We start from the raw sequence: 17,960 nt of genomic DNA, 5'->3' as shown, positions 1-17,960 counted from the left end.
TTTTTAATTGTAATAAAAATTGATGCCAAAACAATTTTATGGTCATCAGAGCTAGTTGGGTTTGTTTTGTTTTTTATACTTTTTAGTTATTTATTTAATTACTTTTATGACTTTAAAAATAAGGTTTCAAAAAAATTACTTATTAGTTCTGTTACAACTTTTCTTGTAATTATAATGCTTCAATTTTTGTTCAGTTATTTTGGTGTTAGCTATCTTTATGAAAACTACTCTTCTGCTTATGATTTTTATTATGATAATGTTGATGGCCACTATCAACTTAATATAGTTATCACATTAATTCCTATATTAGAGTATATAATTATTGCTTATTTTTTTATTACGAAAAGAAAACCTAAAATAAATTAAAGAAATTCATTTTTCTTTACAAAGTTTAAACAATCTCAAACAATTTTCCAGGTAAGGGGCGTACAACTCCTTTCAATTCCATATTTAATAACAAACTGCTTACCTTAAACACTGGTAAATTGCAATTTATAGCAATATTATCGAGTTGTTCCTTATTGTTTTCTTGTAAATAATTAAAAATGGTTTCTTCATCGGCTTCAAGTTCTACAAATAGTTGTTTTTGTATACTGGGTTTTTCTTTTTCTTCTAATTGCCAATTTAAAATATAAGGCACATCTAAAGGCGTACTTAATAAATGTGCCTTTTGCTGTTTTATTAAGTTATTACATCCCACACTTTGGCTATCTGTAGTTCTACCTGGAACTGCAAACACATCACGATTATACGAGTTAGCAATATCGGCAGTAACTAAGCTCCCTCCTTTTTCGGCAGACTCTATAATTATTGTTGCCTCGCTTAACCCAGCAATTACTCTGTTTCGTTTTAAAAAGTTATTTCTATCAAACTTGGCTGAGCTCCAAAAATCGGTTAAAAATCCACCATTATTTTCTACATCAGCTATGTGTTTTTTATGAACTTTCGGGTAAATGGTATTTAAACCATGTGCCAAACATCCTATAGTTTGTAAATTATTTTTAATAGCAGCTTTATGTGCTGTAATGTCTGTGCCATAAGCAAACCCAGAAATAATTACAGGATTGTACACTGCTAAAGTTTCAACTAAATTTTCGCAAAAAGCAATTCCGTTTGTTGTTATTTTTCTTGTGCCAACAATACTAATTAAAGGCCTATTATCTAAATTTACATTTCCAGATTGAAATAATAAAATAGGACCATCAATACAATGTTTTAATTTGTTTGGGTAATTGTCAGCTTCAAAATAAAGTGGCTTAATATTGTTATCTTTAATAAAAAGAAGTTCTTTTTCGGCTTCAATTAAATGGACAGGTTCCTGTAAATGTTTAATAGTAACATTACCAATACCATCAATTTTTAATAAATTTAAAGGGTTTTCTTTTAGTACCGCTTCGGCAGAACCACAATGGTTTATTAATCGTTTAGCTATTATATCACCTATATTTGGTACATGTTGCAAGGCTAAAGTGTAAATTAAATCCTGTTCATTCATTTATAAATACTTGATATTTAAACTAAAATAAAGTAATTTTTATGTGCCATGAAAAATAGTCCTTTAAAATTTTAATGAAAACCAAAAAATTATAACTTTGTATTTATGCAATTAGAAACCTACATAAGCGATTTATTATACCGATACGAGTGCGTAACTGTTCCAGATTTTGGCTCATTTTTAACCCAAAATGCATCGGCAAGCATTGATGATTCATCTAACACCTTTTTTGCTCCTAAAAAAATAATGTCTTTTAATGAGCAAATACAAAATAATGATGGTTTATTAGCAAATTATATTGCCACGGCAGAAGAAATACCATTTGAAACTGCAAATAAAATAATTGCACAACGTGTTAAAATTTTTAAAGCCTTTTTAAAGCAAGGCGACACTATAAATTTTAACAATATAGGAGATATTACTTTAAATAGCGAAGGAAAATTACAATTCGAGCCCTCATATAAAATAAATTACTTAACAGAATCCTTTGGTTTATCGCAATTTGTTTCATCTAAAATAGATCGCGAAATTTACAAAGAAGAGGTTGAAGAAATAGAAAAAGTAATTCCTATTGCAGTAACAAACGAAAAACGTAAAGCATTACCATTTTTAAAATACGCATCTATTGCATTAATTGCATTAACATTTGGTAGTTACATAGCATCAAACCATTATTCTGCAAAAGTAGAAGCTCATAACCAAATTGCGCAAGAAGAAGCTACCAAACAGTTAGACACCAAAATACAACAAGCCACATTTAACTTAAATTCTTTACCAGCAATAACTTTAAATGTAGACAAAACCGAAAACGAAACAGGTAATTTTCACATTGTTGCCGGTGCATTTAGAGTAGAAGCTAATGGAATTACTAAGGTAAAAGAGTTAAAAGCTTTAGGTTACACTAATGCTAAAACTATTGGTTTAAACGAATACGGCTTACACCAAGTGGTTTATGGCACTTATAAAACTGGAAAAGAGGCTTTAACTGCTGTAAAAAGCATAAGAGAAAACCACAATAAGGAAGCCTGGATTTTAGTAAAAGAGCTAAAATAAGCTCAAAATTAAAACCAATAAAAATCTTACCTTTGCCAAATTATTAACACTAACTATGGAGGCAAAAACACCAGAAGCATCTAAAACCGTTTTAACAGACGTTGTTTTACCAGGTGAAACCAATGCATTAAATAACCTTTTTGGAGGCGAATTACTAGCCAGAATGGATCGTGCTGCAAGTATTGCAGCTGGAAGACACAGCCGCCAAATAACCGTAACGGCATCTGTAAACCACGTAGCTTTTTCAAAAGTAGTTCCTTTAGGTAGTGTTGTAACCGTAGAAGCCAAGGTTTCTAGAGCATTTAAAACCTCTATGGAGGTTTGTATTGATGTTTGGATAGAAGATCGCGTATCTGGAGAGAAAACCAAAGTAAACAACGCCATTTACACCTTTGTTGCTGTAGACGAAAGCGGAAAACCTGTAGAAGTTCCAGAACTAATTCCAGAAACAGACTTAGAAAAAGAACGTTATAGCGCTGCACTGAGACGCAAACAACTCAGTTTACTTTTAGCTGGTAAAATAACACCTAACGAAGCCACAGAATTAAAAGCTCTTTTTGATTGATTTTCTTGGGCGTTACCCCGCTTAGGCGTGGTCGGGCTTTACACTACAATCTTTTTAAAACCAAATTTTAGTTTAATAGCCAACTATAGTTTGTAAAAAACTTATAGAATTATACTTATACAAAGTAGTTATTTTAAAAAGGATTTCCACTGCAATCCCTAACGCAATTAGCAGCATTAAACACACACAAGCTACATTTTATAAATCCAGCTCGCAGGGTTTTGAGTATTTACACCTTTAGATATAATAAAACTTAAAATAGTTTCTCCCGAATACACATCAACAGCAACTTCGCCAATAAACTGTTTAGTTTTTACAATGTCGCCTTCCTTAACATAAACTTTTGAAAGGTTTTTATAAACAGTAATATAATTACCATGCTGAATCATTACTAACGGATTAGCGTTTTTAATTCTTCTAACACTCATTACCTTACCATTAAAAACTGCCCTAACTTTGGCTCCTCGTTCTGTTGTAATACGTACACCGTTACTTTGTATGGTTAACGATTTATTAATTGGATGACGCTGAGATCCATAACCCAAACTAACATAACCATTATCTACAGGCCAAGGAAGTTTGCCTTTATTTGATGTAAAGTTAGACGCTAAAACCTTTTCCTCTGGTGTTAAAGCAAAACCTGTAGATGTTGATTTTTTACCTGCCTTTGTATTCGATTTTGCTATAGCAGCACGTATTATATTTTTAATCTCTGCGTCAATTCTATTTACCTCCCGTTCTTTTTGGCGTATTTGTGCGGTATAGGCAGACAAATTCTTTTGTATAGATTTCATTAAAGCCTCATGCTCTTTTCTATCTTCTTGTAACGTTTTTTGAACCTGCCTATTTTCTGTAATTAAGCTATTTTTTTCTTTTTGTTGATCTAGTAATTTTTTGTTGGTTGCTTGTAATTCTAAAGTTTTAGCTTTAATGTTTTCTCCTTGCTTTTTTTGATGATCGGCATATTGCTGAATATATTGTAAGCGTTTGTAAGCTTGTTTAAAATTGTTTGAAGAGAGTAAAAACATGATTTTACTTTGTTTGTTTTTACTTTTATAAGCCTTTACCACCATTGCTGCGTAATCATCCTTTAAATCGGTTAATTCCTTGCGCAAATCGGTTATTTTTTTTTGGTTACTATTTATTTCACGGGTTAATAAATTAGCCTGTTGGTTTGTAACTTTAATTAAATTTGAAAGCACACTAATTTTGTGGTTTACACCTTCTACTAAACTTAACTGCGATTTTTGTTTGTTTTTATTATCGGCACGTAATTTATTAAGCTGCTCTATTTCGTTTCTTAATTCTTGCCTACGGGTTTCAAGTTCTTTTTGTTTATTATTTTGAGAAAACGAAATAGTACTTGCTAAAACAATAGCAATTAATAAAATATATTTATGTGCTTTTACAGTAAAATGCATTAAAGTTCTATAGCTTTAAATCCAGAGGGTATTTTAAACGGAAATCTTAAATCTTCGTTTAAAACCATGTTTTTAAACTCCAAATTTACTATTAACTCTTCAGTTTCTTCAACAGCAACTACTTTTATTTTTTCAGGTAAATTCTGGTTGTTTACTGTTTGGTATGTGGTGTAATCTATTTGTAAATGTCTACGTTCTTTAGGTTGGGTAATTTGTTGCGATTCCACCTTTAAATTACTCGGATTTATTAAAAAGAAAAGTTCAAATAATTCTCGCTGCTGTTTGGGTTGTACAACATAAGTTTCGTTAGCCACTTCAGACTCGTAAGTGTTTGTATTTAACTTAAAAATAGTTTCTCCAATGAGTAAATTCTGTACTTTATTAAAGTCAAGCTCGGTACCCAATAATTCACTTAAATATTTATAGTCTCCATCAAAATACGTGTTATCTAATTTATTATAAAAACTTACTTTATCCGGTGTAATTTTTGCTCGTATTACAGAAAAAGGTGCGTTAATCCAGATAATTTCATCTTTTTTACTTCGGTAAGTTACTGTATACGATTGTGTTTTTCCGTTTTGGTTAAGTGTTAATTTTAGCTTAGACTGTAGTGTTTTATACTCGGGCTCCTGTTTGGCATTTTCTTTAAATAATTGTTTTGTGCTTAATTTATAATTAGCTTCGCCATTAGCCAAGGTTTTAGCAGATTTACAACTAAATAAAATTATTGTAAAACTACAAATTAGTATATATTTTAAATATGTTTTCATTAATTAGAAGATTGTATGTTTTTTACCTTGTCACTAAATGTCTTTGCTTTTTCTGTATTGTTTAGCAACGTATATGCTTTGCTTATTTGTTTATAAAAATCGCTTTCCATTTTAGTATCGTCGATAATAAAATCTACTCCCATTTCTAAAGATTCTAAAGCTTTTTTCGGTGTGTTTAACTCGTTAAAGGCAACACCGTTAATAAGATAAAACAATGGTTGAGCTGGATATTCCTCTAGAGCTGCACTACTTTTTTCTTGAGCTTGTTTATATTGTTTTAAATCTATGTACAGAAGCATAACCGTTCGCAATGCATTAAAATTACTAGGCTCAAGTTGCAAAGCGGTTTCAAAATACTCTAGGGCTTTTGCTTTATCGTTTTTAGATAAATGATATTGCCCTAACTCCATTAAAGTCTTGCTGTTGTTTGTACTACTTACTAAAGTAGTAGCTTCAACCAAATCGGCTTCGTATTTTGGGTTTTCGCTAACAAATTGAACAAAATCGGTTAAAACTTTTAATTTTGCTTCAGGTTTAATCTCACTACTTTTTACCACAATTTTCATAGATTCAATGGCTTTTTCAGCCTCATTATCATCTAGGTAAAATTTATAAAGTGCCAAATGTGCGAGTTGCGATTCTGGATTCATTTTTAAAAGCTCTTTAGCGGTTTCAAAAGCTTTTTCTTTTTCGTTATTTTCGCTGTAGCGGAAAATGAGTGCTAAATAATTCGACTCTTTTTCTGGGTTACTTTCTACCCGATCTTCAAGATTTTTTATTTGATCTTTTTTTCTCCCAGTAACTTCATAAATGCGATTTCGCATTATATCTCGTGAAATGGAAACACCGTGTTTTTCGTCTATTTCATCTAAAACCTCTAAGGCATCATCGTATTTTTCTGTTTTCACGTAAAGTGATGCTAAGTCTTCCTCGTAATCTGGATGAAACTTTACTAGTTGTTTTACTGTTTTTATAGCATTTTTATGATCTTTTTGAGACACATAATATCCATACAACTCATCTAAAAACCATTCGTTATTTGGGTCTTTGTTAACGGCTTCTTTTAATGCATCTTCTGCGGCTCCAAAGTTTTTTAGCTGAATATAATTTTTACCTAGTTCGAAATACAAAACTGGAACAGATTTATCGAGCTCTATACATTTTAAAAGTGCTTCAGCAGAACGGTCGTAATTCTCAATTCCTTTTTGTTTTAAAGCTTCGTAAAAAAGTTCTTGAAAAGTATCTTTACTATCTCCTAAATCATCATTTTGTGCAATTACTAGCCTAGGAATTAAAATAATTCCGAAAATGATAATTAATTTATAGATGTTTTGTTTCATAGATTTTTGGTTCTTACAAAGCTGTTAATACTTCATAAAAATCTTTATTTATTCTAACACCGAATAATCTCCAATACTTATGTTGGTAAAATTCCCGTTGTATTTTACATGATTACCAATCATGGCGTTATCTAAATTTGCATTTTTAATAACGGTGTTTGTTTGAATTAAACTGTTTTTTATAGTTGAATTTTCGATAACAGAACCTTCGCCAATTGACACATTCGGACCTATGGTTGTATTTTTTAAAACTACATTTTTACCCAAAAAACAAGGTTCTATAACTTTAGAATTTTCAAGATTTACGGAAGCATCAATAAGTGTTTCTTCACCATCCTTTTTTAAAAAACCTAGCATTTTACCGTTGGTTTGTACCGTTATTTCTTTATTTCCACAGTCCATCCACTCATCTACCGTTCCTGTTTTAAACACTTTCCCGTCTGCCATCATACGTTTTATACCATCGTTAATTTGGTATTCGCCTCCATTCATAACGTTTTCATCTAAAACTTCTTGTAATTTATTTTTTAAAATTTCAACATCTTTAAAATAATAAATGCCTATTACTGCTTGGTTACTAACAAATTCCTTAGGTTTTTCTACCAATTCAACAATTTCTTCACTTTTATTAAGCTTAACAACACCATATGCTTCTGGGTTTTCAACTTCTTTAGTCCAGATTACGCTGTCAGCTTCTGGGTCTAAATCAAATTCTGCACGAATTAAAGTATCCGCGTAAGCGATTACTGCAGAGCCAGAAAGTGATGGTTTTGCACACATTATAGCATGACCTGTACCAAGTGGCTTATCTTGCCTATAAATAGATGCTTTTGCACCTAAACTGTTAGCTAACTCTGTTAAACTTTGCACAACATCGTCGCCAAACCAAGCTGCATCGCCTAAAACAAAGGCCACTTCTTCTATAGGCTGTTTTAATACTTTTGCTATATCGCTTACTAAGCGGTGCACTATTGGTTTTCCTGCAACAGGGATTAATGGTTTTGGTACGGTTAAACTGTGTGGACGTAATCGAGAACCTCGACCTGCCATTGGGACTATAATTTTCATATATCTTGAACGCTAAAAGCGACTATATTTTTAATTAAACTTTTTTCTTAGTAGGTTTCTTGTTTGGATTTATTTTACTCCAGTGCTTCCAAAACCGCCTTCTCCTCTGTCGGTTTCTGATAGTTCTTCAACTACTTCCCAAATAGCACGCTCATGTTTAGCTATTACTAACTGCGCGATACGTTCGCCATTGTTAATTTCGAAATCTTCTTTAGATAAATTTACTAAAATAACGCCTATTTCACCTCTATAATCGGCATCTATGGTTCCAGGTGCATTTAATACAGTAATTCCTTTTTTAGCCGCTAAACCACTTCTAGGACGTACTTGAGCCTCGTAACCAACAGGAAGCTCTATAAATAGACCTGTGCCGACAATTGTACGCTCTAAAGGCTTTAAAATACGTGATTCGGATAAATTTGCTCGTAAATCCATTCCTGCCGATGCTAACGTTTCGTAATGGGGCAATTCGTGATTGGATTTGTTTACTATTTTTATTTGCATGTTATTTTTTTAATAGTTGTTTTATGGTGTTTTTTTCAAAGAAATAAACGATTCCCAAAAATACAATTAACATTGAAATTCCTATATAATAATTCCCTCTAAATTGATAAAACGATAGCCCAGAAAATAGTATAGAACCCGTTAAATACAAAACTATTTTTTTTAAGTTGTACGGAATTGGGTAATACTTTCTTCCTAAGCAATATGAAATAATCATCATAAAAGCATAAGCAGATAAGGTCGCTATTGCAGAACCTTTATAGCTCATAATCGGGATAAGCCAAAAATTTAATAACAAAGTTAATAGCGCACCGAAAACGGATATATAAGCTCCAAACTTTGTTTTGTCTGTAATTTTATACCAGACAGAAAGGTTATGATAAATACCTAAACAAAAATTAGCCAATAAAACAATTGGAACTACCCACATTGCTTCCCAATAAGCTTTGTTTCCAATAAAAATAATCTTTAAAACATCTGCAAATACAACTACAACAATTAGAATTACCGAGCCAAAAATGACAAAATATTCTAATATACGTGCATAGTTTTTTTGTGGATTTTTTGCCTTAGCGTGACTGAAAAAGAAAGGCTCTATGCCTAAACGATAAGCTGTAGCAAAAAGCGTCATGAATAAAGCTAATTTATAACACGCAGAATACATTCCAATTTCAGTTTTTGCAAGTTTGTCTGGGAGAAGTTTATCTAATAAAATCCTGTCAAAGGTCTCGTTTATTGAAAATGCTACACCTGCTATTAAAACTGGATATGCATAGCGCATCATTTGTTTCCAAAGCGATTTATTAAATTGATATTTTATTTTAAAATAAAATGTCAACATTAATAATAAGGTTACAGCACTAGCTACCAAGTTTGCAATAAAAATATAGTTGATCTCGAAATTTGATTTATAAATACTATTAAATACAATGTTAACTTCGGCTAAATCTTTTAACCACAGTAATAAAAATAAGTTTAGACCAAGATTAATTATTACGTTTAAAATTTTAATAAGTGCATATTTTATAGGTCTAGAATTGGCTCTTAACCATGCGAAAGGGATAATTACTAGTGCATCAAGAAGTAAAATCCAAATTACAAGATTAATATATTCTACTTTTAAATCTGTTAAATCAGCTATTTGCTCTTTAAAAATTAATGCCAGCGCAAAAAATATAAAAGATGATAAAATTAAAGAGACTGCAGATGTACCAACTACTTCTTCTTTATTGTCTTCTTTGTTATAAAACCTAAAAAAAGCAGTTTCCATGCCATAAGCAAGTATAACATTAAACAACACAAAGTACGAGAAGATTAAGGAGACATCCCCATAATCTGCTACCGTTTTTAAAACACTTTCATCTGTATGTAAACGAACTAAAAAGAAACTTAACATTCTAGGTAATACCGTAGCTAAACCATAAATGAATGTTTGTTTAAATAATGTCTTTAATCCGCTCAACTATTTACTGTTTCTATTATAATTAAAAATAAAATTAAAAAACAAAGCTATACAAAATATAAATACCTGCCTATTGTCTTTTAACGGAAGGGAATGGTCTTGATTCTTTTTTTATTATACCTTCAATTTTAAAATATTTTATAACTCCGTTTTGAGTGTAACTTAAAATACATTCATCATCTTTTAATTCAAACGGAATTTTAATTTTATTCACCGGTAATTTATTTCCATATTCTGCGTAAGGTTCATTACTCATAATAATATCATTTTTATTATTAGCATCAGACTTAAATCGCCCAATAATGAGCGCATTTTTACTTTCTTCAACCTTTACCTGTTTATTTTTAAAGTATAAACTATCAAAAACCACTGAATTGGTTTTTGATAAAATAGGTACAAACAAATTTACACCAGAACCACCACCTTTTACTCCTGCTACCCAAGTTTTATAGTAAACTTCACCTACATTAAAATCTGGTTGGTTTTCTAGTTTAGCTGAACTAGCACACTGTGAAAAACTCATTGTAACAAGGGTTATTGTAATTACTGCAAAGAAAAGCTTAGCCATTTTCATTTATAAAATCGTTTTTATAAAGATAGTATACACAAAATAAATGCCATAAAAAAACCTCACTAAAAAAGTGAGGTTAGTATATTTTAAGACACTGAAACTAGTTCAGTATAACAAAAATTAGTTATTAAGCGCTTCGGCACCACCAACAATTTCAAGAATTTCGTTAGTAATAGCAGCTTGACGTGCTTTATTATAAGTTAATTTAAGTTGATCTCTAAGTTCTGTTGCATTATCTGTTGCTTTATGCATTGCCGTCATACGAGCACCGTGTTCTGATGCAAATGAATCGCGAATACCTTTATACAACTGAATTTTTAATGACTTAGGAATTAGCTCTTCTATGATTTCAGTTTTCGATGGTTCAAAAATATAATCTGCATTCGCATTACCCTCACCTTCAACTGGTATCAATGGTAAAAACTGCTCGGTCATTACTATTTGAGTAGCTGCATTCTTAAACTTATTGTATACAATTTCAATTTTATCGAAATCTCCAGCAACAAATTTATCCATTAAATCTTGTGCTATTGCTGCAACATTATTAAAAGTTAAATCGTCGAAAACAGTACTGTTGTCGGCAATAACTTTGTTTGTTTTTTTAAACGCATCGTTGGCTTTTTTACCTATTGCTACGTAAGACACATCTTGATTAACATACGTTTCTTCGGTAAGTCTGTTAACTTCTTTTATAATGTTTGAGTTAAAAGCACCAGCTAAACCTCTATTAGAAGTAATAGCAACTATTAAAACCTTTTTTACTTCGCGCTGAGTCGCATAAATACTTCCTGAATCGTCGTTTAACGTCGCACTTAGCGTTTGTAACAATTCAGTTAATTTATCTGCATATGGACGCATTGCAGTAATAGCATCTTGGGCTTTCTTTAACTTAGCAGCCGATACCATTTTCATGGCACTGGTAATCTGCATGGTTGAAGATACCGATGATATTCTATTACGTATTTCTTTTAAGTTTGCCATTTTTTCCTATTTGTCATTCTGAGTTCATTTCAGAATCTTTTTAAAAAAATTATGACATCCCGAAACAAGTTCAGGATGACATTATAATGGTTTAAGCTATGTATTTAGCCGATAGTTCTTTTGCTACAGCTACTAAAGTATCTGTTACTTCATCTGTTAATTTACCAGATTTTAACGTATCTAAAACATCTCTGTGTTTAGCATTTAAGAACTCAATATAATTTGCTTCAAATTCTTTTACTTTATTTACAGGAACATCTTTTAATAAGTTTTTAGATCCTGCATAAATAATTGCAACTTGATCTTCAACTGTAAACGGATCGTTTTGTGCTTGCTTTAAGATTTCAACGTTACGTTTACCTTTTTCAATTACATTTAAAGTAGCGGCATCTAAATCTGAACCAAATTTAGCGAAAGCTTCTAACTCACGAAACTGTGCTTGGTCTAATTTTAACGTACCAGATACTTTTTTCATTGATTTTATTTGTGCATTACCACCAACACGAGATACCGAAATACCTACGTTAATTGCAGGACGAACACCAGAGTTAAATAAATCTGACTCTAAGAATATTTGTCCATCAGTAATAGAAATTACGTTTGTTGGAATATATGCCGAAACATCTCCTGCTTGTGTTTCAATAATTGGTAAAGCTGTTAACGAACCACCACCTTTTACTATTGGTTTAAGGCTTTCTGGTAAATCGTTCATTTCTTTAGCGATATTGTCATCGTTAATTACTTTCGCCGAACGCTCTAATAAACGCGAGTGTAAGTAAAAAACGTCACCTGGATACGCCTCACGTCCTGGTGGACGACGTAATAATAAAGATACCTCACGGTACGCTACTGCTTGCTTCGATAAATCATCGTAAATAATTAAAGCAGGACGACCAGTATCTCTAAAATACTCACCAATTGCAGCACCCGCCATTGGCGCGTAAACTTGCATTGGAGCAGGATCTGATGCGTTTGCAGCAACAATAGTAGTATAGGCTAAAGCACCTTTATCTTCTAAAGTTTTAGCAATGTTTGCTACTGTTGAAGCTTTTTGCCCAACAGCAACATATATACAATATACTGGCTCACCAGCATCGTAAAATTCTTTTTGATTTAAGATGGTATCGATACAAACAGTAGTTTTACCAGTTTGACGATCACCAATAACAAGCTCACGTTGTCCACGACCTACAGGAATCATGGCATCGATAGACTTAATACCAGTTTGTAATGGCTCTGTTACAGGCTCACGATAAATAACACCAGGCGCTTTACGCTCTAATGGCATTTGGTAAGTTTCGCCAGCAATAGGACCTTTACCATCGATTGGATTACCTAAAGTATCAACCACACGGCCAACAACACCTTCACCAACATTAATAGAAGCAATTACACCTTTTCTTTTTACTGTAGAACCTTCTTTAACTGCCTTTGAAGCCCCTAAAAGTACAATACCAACATTGTCTTCTTCAAGGTTAAGTACGATACCTTCAAGCCCGCCTTCAAATTCTACTAACTCACCATATTGTGCATTCGATAATCCGTAAGCACGAACAATACCATCACCTACAGTTAATACAGTTCCTACCTCATCTAATGAAGCACCTGCTTCAAAACCTGATAGTTGTTGTTTTAAGATTGCTGATATTTCAGCTGGTTTTACTTCTGCCATCTTATTGTTATTTATTTACAAGAATTTTTATATGTATTAGTCAAATCTAATACGCTTTTAGAATCTTCAAAATCAAATCTTGACATTTCGTCATTGATTGCTTCACATTTTAAGTATTCTTTTACTTTTTCGATTGTTTTTGGCTTATTATTATATATGGCCAAAGGCTTTTTATTTCCTGGTGTACTAATGTAAAAATTATTAGTATCTATTGATTTGTATGTTGAAATCTCTGAAGATTCGTCTAATATTTCAACATATATATATGCCACAAAACTTTTTATTCCTCTGTAACATTTATTGGTTTCGGCAACACAAAACTTAGCTTCTGAACTAGATTTATAACTTCTATATACTGTTTTACCACTACTATTAGTTGTTTGAAGTTTAACTAGCTTTTTTAGTTGAGTATCATCTATATTAGACCCTGCAATGCTTTCAAAATAAGCTGTGATTTTACCTTCCGTTTTATTTCCTTCTTTATCTATAACAAATCCATCTTGTTCAAAAACATTAATAGATTCTGCTTGATCTTTTTCAAACTGTTCTTTTCTAATTGTTTCTTCAACAATTTTATTTTTTTGTTTTTCTTGATTTATTTGATGTCCTAAATAAACCTTATTTAAATATAATTGTCCTACAACTTCCTTAATAAACTCACCAACCTCATAATTAGATTTATTTTGACCTAATGATTCTTTTGTAGTATACTCAAACTTTTCTTTTCTAAACGGTATGGTTACTTCTATTTTTTTAAATGATCCTAGAGTTGCTACAGCAGTAATATTTCCATCTAGATCATATATAGTATAAACATCACTATTTATTCCTGGGTTTACTTTTACACGATAAGTACCCAACATGTTAGGATAAGTGCCTTTTTCTCTTTCTCTATTATCTACAGAGCTAGAAGTATAAGGTATTGTGCCTTCGAAAATTCGATTTAAATCGTAATCAACATTAATATTTAAACCTTTAATTTCTTTTTGAATCGCAACTTCTCCTTTAATTAATTCATTGTATTCTTGTGTTAAATTTGGTCTTTCAACTTCAAAAAAAGCATCTATGTTTTCAACACCATTAGTTGTAATTAAATTGTATTTTTTTGCTAACAATTCTGCAACAGCTTTTTTATTACTCATTGTTACAGAAAAATATTCCATCTCTATTTCAGAAGTACGCTCTTTATCTTTATCACTAACAATAACCCATTTTTTTGTTAGTTCTTCAGTAATTTTTAGCATTTTAAATTTAGCAGTAATTGTATTTTCGTTGTTTAAAGATGAAAACACAAAACCTGAATCTGAATCTTCGCAATTAGCAACTTCAACTTTATCAAAAAGCACTTTGTCTTTTTTTATTTTTACTTTTTGAGCAAAAGCTTGAAAAGTAAGAAGTAATAATAAAAATGATATATGAGTTTTAGTTAACTTCATAATTTAATTTATTGTAAATTCTTGCTTTAATTTGTTTAGTTGATTTGCTACACTAGCGTTATACTGTATATCGCCGATACGTAAAATGAAACCTCCTAAAATAGTTTCGTCAATAACGTTTTTAATTTCAACTATTTTCCCTGTAAGTTCTTTAGCTTTAGCCAAAACTTTAACTTTAACAGCAGGAGTAATTGGTACAGCTGTGGTAACTGTTGCCAACTCAATACCTTTTGAAGCATCGAAAAGTTGATTAAATTTTACCGCTACATCATTTAAAATAGCGATACGGTTATTGCTTATTAATATATTTATTAAACTTAAGGTTGATTTGTCTGCCCCTTTAAAAACTTCATTTAATACCGACTGTTTTACGGTTGAAGTAATTACTGGACTTTGAAGCATATCACTTAAGTCTTTGTTTTCAGCTATAGTATTTGTAATTAACTTCATATCATTATTTACAACCTCGGTTGTGTTTTGATCTGATGCTAAACTAAACACGGCTTTAGCGTAACGTATGGCTGCTCTTGCTCCAGACATGATTTATTAGTTTAATGATTTTTCATCTAACATTGTTTCAACCAATTGCAATTGCTTGTCTTTGTTAGATAATTCTGTACGTACTACTTTTTCTGCGATTTCTAAAGAAATACCAGCTACATGGTTTTTAAGTTCTGCCATAGCTGCTTTCTTTTCACTCTCTATAGAAGCTTGTGCTTGAGCAATCATTTTATCAGCTTGCTCTTGCGCTTCTGTTTTAGCATCTTCAATCATCTTATCTTTAAGCTCACGTGCTTCTTTAAGCATAGTTTCGCGTTCTGCTCTTGCTTCTTTTAATAATCTGTCATTATCTGCTCGAAGATTTTGCATTTCTAGTTTTGCGTTTTCTGCAGACTCTAATGCATTTTTTATACCATCTTCACGATCTTGTAATGAGTTTAAAATAGGTTTCCATGCAAATTTACGCATCAATACTATTAAGATTAATAATATTATGGCTTGCATAAAAAACAAACCAGGAGAAAAATCGTTTAATAACTGATCCATGTCTTAATTATAAATGGGTTATTTATTGTTTGTTTAATTTTTAAAACTAGAACCTGCAACCAACCGTTACAGGTATTCTAGCTTTTTGTGTTTAATACGGAAATATTATTTTCCTAAGATTAATGCACCGAATGCTAAACCTTCTAATAAGGCTCCAATGATGATCATTGCAGTTTGGATTTTACCAGCTGCTTCAGGTTGACGCGCAATACTTTCCATTGCCTTACCTCCAATTTGACCTAAACCGATACCACCACCGATTACGATTAATCCTGCTCCAATTAAATTGTACATACTAATTGATTTTAAAATATTAATTAAACAAATTTATGTTTAGTGATGGTCGTGTTCTTCAACAGCCATACCTATAAATAACGATGATAACATCGTGAAAATAAACGCTTGTAAAAAGGCCACCAATATTTCGATAACCGATATAAATAGTGCTAACACTAAAGACATCCCTGTTGATGTTACCGGACCAAAGGCTTCTTTCATAGTAATCATTAATGCAATTAAACTCATTACCACGAAGTGTCCGGCCGTCATGTTTGCAAATAGACGTACTAATAAAGAAAATGGTTTGATTAACACAAAACCTACTAGTTCTATTATTGCAAGTGGAATTCGCAATAAGTAAGGCACACCTGGCATCCATAATGTATGCGCCCAAAAATCTTTACTTCCGCTAAACATATAAATTAACATTGTAAAAATAGCTAAACATGCAGTTACTGCTATTTGACCCGTTACATTAAACCCAAGCGGTGTTAAACCTAATAAATTCAATATCCATATAAAGAAAAACACAGTTAACAAAAAGCCCATGAATTTTCTGTATTTTTTCTCACCAATATTTGGCTTTGCAATTTCGTCTCGCACATAAATCACCAAAGGCTCCAAGAAACGACCAATACCTGTTGGCACATGCCCTTTTTTATAGCTTCTTGCCAAAGCACCGAAACCTAAAAGCATTAAAAGTCCAGCCAACAACATACCAAATACACTTTTAGTTATAGAGAAATCTAAAACCCTATGCGCATTGACAGCATGGTGGTACTCATCAAATTTTACTTGGTGCGCACCTGCTTCTAATTCGTGAATTTTACTATGAATTTTAGTTAACTTAACCCCATCTTTTTCAACAATTACATGACCAGCATCATCATGATGAAACTCTGAGGACATAAAAGTTCTTAAACCTTCGCTAGTCCAAACAATTACAGGTAACGGAAAACTAAAATGTCTACCTGTAGCATTATCTGAATAAAAATGAAAATCGTGAGAATCTTTTAAGTGATGAGAGATATATTCTCTAATTTCATCAGGAGAATCAACTTGGTTTCCTTTAGTGTGTTGGTTTTCATGGTCGCCTCCATTAGCAAAAGCTGTTAATGTAGTTGTTAATGTAAACAATACGACTAAAAACTTGATAGATTGTTTTGCTATCATAATTTCTTTTCTAAATAATAACATTTAGGCTTAGTAAAATTTTGTGCAAATGTACACAATAATTTAAAAACCCAAGCGGTTTTTTTATTTAGTTTTATTTAACAATTGAATTCTTGTTTTGTTTTATTTAAAAGCCTTGCTTACTTACTGTTAAGCAATTTTGCAACCGCTATAGCTTCTAGCATTAAAAACAAAAATAGTGGAACCACCAAAGCAACAGACTCTACTTGTAATAAGCTGTCTTTAGCAAATACCGATTCTTGAAAAATTAAAACAAATGCGCCTATTTTAAAAAACATTAACATTAAATAGGCGTAACCTGCTTGATTTGGTAAATTCTCAGCAACTACCTCAACGCATATATATACTAAAAAAGCAGCAATAACATGAAAAAAATAAACCTGCCATAACTTAAATGATAATGTTTCAGAAATTAAAAAATTGTGCAAAAAATAAGTCGAAAAAAAAACGCTAATTAAAATTAGCGCGTAAATAAGTATGCGTTTTATCACATTAATTGTTTTTATTAGTAATATTTAAAACCTGCTTAATAACCGCGTACATAGCTATGAAAACAGATAACAATGTAACTATTTTATAATATAGCTGATTGGTGTTATTGAATTTTACATCTAGCCATTCGCCTAATAAACTACCTAAATATATAGTAGCCCCCATTTGTATAGCCATGGTTGTAAACCTAATGTATTTACTATACTGTTTTTCCGGTTTTTGAGTCACTTTTTATTCCTGGTTTTGCCGATCCTTGCATACTACAAGTTACATTAAAGTTAGCTCCTGGTTCTACTGCTAATTTACCCGCTATAACTTCGCCATCAACTTGAGCTGTAGATTTTAATGTAAGTGTACCTTTTAACTCTAATTTCCCTGAAAATTTACCTTCAAAATATGCATCTGTACCATTTAGCGTTCCTAAAATTGTTCCGGTTTTTCCTAAAACTATTTTACCCAATGTTTTTATATTACCTTCAATAGTGCCATCAATTCTAAAATCACCTTCACTAGTAATATCGCCAACTAATTTTGTTCCTTTTGCTATAATGTTTTGGCTTGAGCTTGCTTCTGCCATTTGTCTATCTTTTTTATTTTCTGAAAACATAAC

At 31.6% G+C, this 17,960-nt stretch carries 20 protein-coding genes; 2 read left to right on the top strand and 18 right to left on the bottom strand.

Annotation, left to right across the window (positions count from 1 at the left end; translation table 11 throughout):
- Nucleotides 1-391: 391 nt before the first annotated feature.
- Entirely contained in the window at nt 392-1,495 is a 1,104-nt protein-coding gene (gene dprA, locus LG649_RS05920) for a DNA-processing protein DprA (RefSeq protein WP_226542190.1), read from the bottom strand.
- Between the two features lie 105 nt (nt 1,496-1,600).
- Here dprA and LG649_RS05915 point away from each other — a divergent pair, with 105 nt between their 5' ends.
- The gene (locus tag LG649_RS05915) at nt 1,601-2,548 is read left to right on the top strand and encodes an HU domain-containing protein (protein WP_226542188.1); all 948 of its coding nucleotides are present in this window, start codon (nt 1,601-1,603) and stop codon (nt 2,546-2,548) included.
- Nucleotides 2,549-2,603: 55 nt separating this feature from the next.
- Nucleotides 2,604-3,113, top strand: coding sequence for an acyl-CoA thioesterase (locus LG649_RS05910; RefSeq protein ID WP_226542186.1), 510 nt, complete (start codon nt 2,604-2,606; stop codon nt 3,111-3,113).
- Nucleotides 3,114-3,304: 191 nt separating this feature from the next.
- On the opposite strand, the gene LG649_RS05905 is transcribed toward LG649_RS05910, so the two are convergent.
- The 17 genes from LG649_RS05905 to LG649_RS05825 form a co-directional block, all read right to left on the bottom strand.
- Entirely contained in the window at nt 3,305-4,534 is a 1,230-nt protein-coding gene (locus tag LG649_RS05905) for a murein hydrolase activator EnvC family protein (protein ID WP_226542184.1), read from the bottom strand.
- On the bottom strand, nt 4,534-5,304 hold the full coding sequence (locus LG649_RS05900; RefSeq protein ID WP_226542183.1) for a DUF4292 domain-containing protein: 771 nt from the start codon (nt 5,302-5,304) through the stop codon (nt 4,534-4,536). Before LG649_RS05900 ends, LG649_RS05905 begins: the two co-directional genes overlap by 1 nt.
- Nucleotides 5,304-6,644 (bottom strand): tetratricopeptide repeat protein, encoded by a 1,341-nt coding sequence (locus LG649_RS05895; RefSeq protein WP_226542181.1) that lies wholly within the window; start codon nt 6,642-6,644, stop codon nt 5,304-5,306. The genes LG649_RS05900 and LG649_RS05895 overlap by 1 nt, the downstream gene beginning before the upstream one ends.
- Nucleotides 6,645-6,692: 48 nt before the next feature.
- Nucleotides 6,693-7,712: a sugar nucleotidyltransferase gene (locus tag LG649_RS05890; RefSeq protein WP_226542179.1), complete on the bottom strand. Its 1,020-nt coding sequence runs from the start codon at nt 7,710-7,712 to the stop codon at nt 6,693-6,695.
- Between the two features lie 69 nt (nt 7,713-7,781).
- Entirely contained in the window at nt 7,782-8,216 is a 435-nt protein-coding gene (gene dut, locus LG649_RS05885; protein WP_226542177.1) for a dUTP diphosphatase, read from the bottom strand.
- Between the two features lies 1 nt (nt 8,217).
- The gene (locus tag LG649_RS05880; RefSeq protein ID WP_226542175.1) at nt 8,218-9,678 is read right to left on the bottom strand and encodes an oligosaccharide flippase family protein; all 1,461 of its coding nucleotides are present in this window, start codon (nt 9,676-9,678) and stop codon (nt 8,218-8,220) included.
- Nucleotides 9,679-9,748: 70 nt separating this feature from the next.
- Complete coding sequence (locus LG649_RS05875) at nt 9,749-10,246, bottom strand: hypothetical protein (RefSeq protein WP_226542173.1); 498 nt, start codon at nt 10,244-10,246, stop codon at nt 9,749-9,751.
- A gap of 123 nt (nt 10,247-10,369) precedes the next feature.
- Nucleotides 10,370-11,230: an ATP synthase F1 subunit gamma gene (gene atpG / locus LG649_RS05870; RefSeq protein WP_226542171.1), complete on the bottom strand. Its 861-nt coding sequence runs from the start codon at nt 11,228-11,230 to the stop codon at nt 10,370-10,372.
- A 91-nt stretch (nt 11,231-11,321) separates the two neighbouring features.
- Nucleotides 11,322-12,902: a F0F1 ATP synthase subunit alpha gene (atpA, locus tag LG649_RS05865; RefSeq protein ID WP_226542169.1), complete on the bottom strand. Its 1,581-nt coding sequence runs from the start codon at nt 12,900-12,902 to the stop codon at nt 11,322-11,324.
- Nucleotides 12,903-12,913: 11 nt separating this feature from the next.
- Nucleotides 12,914-14,338 carry a hypothetical protein gene (locus LG649_RS05860; protein ID WP_226542167.1) on the bottom strand — a complete coding sequence of 475 codons (1,425 nt, stop codon included), beginning with the start codon at nt 14,336-14,338 and terminating at the stop codon, nt 12,914-12,916.
- A 3-nt stretch (nt 14,339-14,341) separates the two neighbouring features.
- On the bottom strand, nt 14,342-14,878 hold the full coding sequence (atpH, locus tag LG649_RS05855; protein ID WP_226542165.1) for an ATP synthase F1 subunit delta: 537 nt from the start codon (nt 14,876-14,878) through the stop codon (nt 14,342-14,344).
- 6 nt (nt 14,879-14,884) lie between these two features.
- Nucleotides 14,885-15,385 carry a F0F1 ATP synthase subunit B gene (locus LG649_RS05850; protein WP_226542164.1) on the bottom strand — a complete coding sequence of 167 codons (501 nt, stop codon included), beginning with the start codon at nt 15,383-15,385 and terminating at the stop codon, nt 14,885-14,887.
- A 105-nt stretch (nt 15,386-15,490) separates the two neighbouring features.
- Nucleotides 15,491-15,679, bottom strand: coding sequence for an ATP synthase F0 subunit C (gene atpE, locus LG649_RS05845; RefSeq protein WP_054727931.1), 189 nt, complete (start codon nt 15,677-15,679; stop codon nt 15,491-15,493).
- A 39-nt stretch (nt 15,680-15,718) separates the two neighbouring features.
- A complete protein-coding gene (atpB, locus tag LG649_RS05840) occupies nt 15,719-16,837 on the bottom strand; it encodes a F0F1 ATP synthase subunit A (RefSeq protein WP_226542162.1) in 1,119 nt (372 codons plus the stop codon).
- 140 nt (nt 16,838-16,977) lie between these two features.
- Nucleotides 16,978-17,349, bottom strand: coding sequence for a DUF6168 family protein (locus LG649_RS05835; protein ID WP_226542160.1), 372 nt, complete (start codon nt 17,347-17,349; stop codon nt 16,978-16,980).
- Nucleotide 17,350: 1 nt separating this feature from the next.
- Nucleotides 17,351-17,578 carry an AtpZ/AtpI family protein gene (locus LG649_RS05830; protein WP_226542158.1) on the bottom strand — a complete coding sequence of 76 codons (228 nt, stop codon included), beginning with the start codon at nt 17,576-17,578 and terminating at the stop codon, nt 17,351-17,353.
- A complete protein-coding gene (locus tag LG649_RS05825) occupies nt 17,550-17,957 on the bottom strand; it encodes a bactofilin family protein (RefSeq protein ID WP_226542156.1) in 408 nt (135 codons plus the stop codon). The genes LG649_RS05830 and LG649_RS05825 overlap by 29 nt, the downstream gene beginning before the upstream one ends.
- Between the last annotated feature and the right edge of the window lie 3 nt (nt 17,958-17,960).

The sequence above is a fragment of the Neotamlana laminarinivorans genome, from assembly GCF_020523925.1.
Taxonomy (GTDB): Bacteria; Bacteroidota; Bacteroidia; order Flavobacteriales; family Flavobacteriaceae; genus Neotamlana; species Neotamlana laminarinivorans.
The sequence above is the reverse complement of the archived record's forward strand: the minus strand, read 5'-3'. Positions and strand labels throughout refer to the sequence as shown.

Coding starts and splice junctions, on each gene's coding strand:
- atpH (WP_226542165.1), bottom strand. CDS start 14,878: ATGTCTGGAGCAAGAGCAGCCATACGTTACGCTAAAGCCGTGTTTAGT.
- LG649_RS05850 (WP_226542164.1), bottom strand. CDS start 15,385: ATGGATCAGTTATTAAACGATTTTTCTCCTGGTTTGTTTTTTATGCAA.
- dprA (WP_226542190.1), bottom strand. CDS start 1,495: ATGAATGAACAGGATTTAATTTACACTTTAGCCTTGCAACATGTACCA.
- atpA (WP_226542169.1), bottom strand. CDS start 12,902: ATGGCAGAAGTAAAACCAGCTGAAATATCAGCAATCTTAAAACAACAA.
- LG649_RS05905 (WP_226542184.1), bottom strand. CDS start 4,534: ATGCATTTTACTGTAAAAGCACATAAATATATTTTATTAATTGCTATT.
- atpG (WP_226542171.1), bottom strand. CDS start 11,230: ATGGCAAACTTAAAAGAAATACGTAATAGAATATCATCGGTATCTTCA.
- LG649_RS05875 (WP_226542173.1), bottom strand. CDS start 10,246: ATGGCTAAGCTTTTCTTTGCAGTAATTACAATAACCCTTGTTACAATG.
- atpB (WP_226542162.1), bottom strand. CDS start 16,837: ATGATAGCAAAACAATCTATCAAGTTTTTAGTCGTATTGTTTACATTA.
- LG649_RS05860 (WP_226542167.1), bottom strand. CDS start 14,338: ATGAAGTTAACTAAAACTCATATATCATTTTTATTATTACTTCTTACT.
- LG649_RS05895 (WP_226542181.1), bottom strand. CDS start 6,644: ATGAAACAAAACATCTATAAATTAATTATCATTTTCGGAATTATTTTA.
- LG649_RS05825 (WP_226542156.1), bottom strand. CDS start 17,957: ATGTTTTCAGAAAATAAAAAAGATAGACAAATGGCAGAAGCAAGCTCA.
- LG649_RS05890 (WP_226542179.1), bottom strand. CDS start 7,712: ATGAAAATTATAGTCCCAATGGCAGGTCGAGGTTCTCGATTACGTCCA.
- atpE (WP_054727931.1), bottom strand. CDS start 15,679: ATGTACAATTTAATTGGAGCAGGATTAATCGTAATCGGTGGTGGTATC.
- LG649_RS05900 (WP_226542183.1), bottom strand. CDS start 5,304: ATGAAAACATATTTAAAATATATACTAATTTGTAGTTTTACAATAATT.
- LG649_RS05915 (WP_226542188.1), top strand. CDS start 1,601: ATGCAATTAGAAACCTACATAAGCGATTTATTATACCGATACGAGTGC.
- LG649_RS05910 (WP_226542186.1), top strand. CDS start 2,604: ATGGAGGCAAAAACACCAGAAGCATCTAAAACCGTTTTAACAGACGTT.
- dut (WP_226542177.1), bottom strand. CDS start 8,216: ATGCAAATAAAAATAGTAAACAAATCCAATCACGAATTGCCCCATTAC.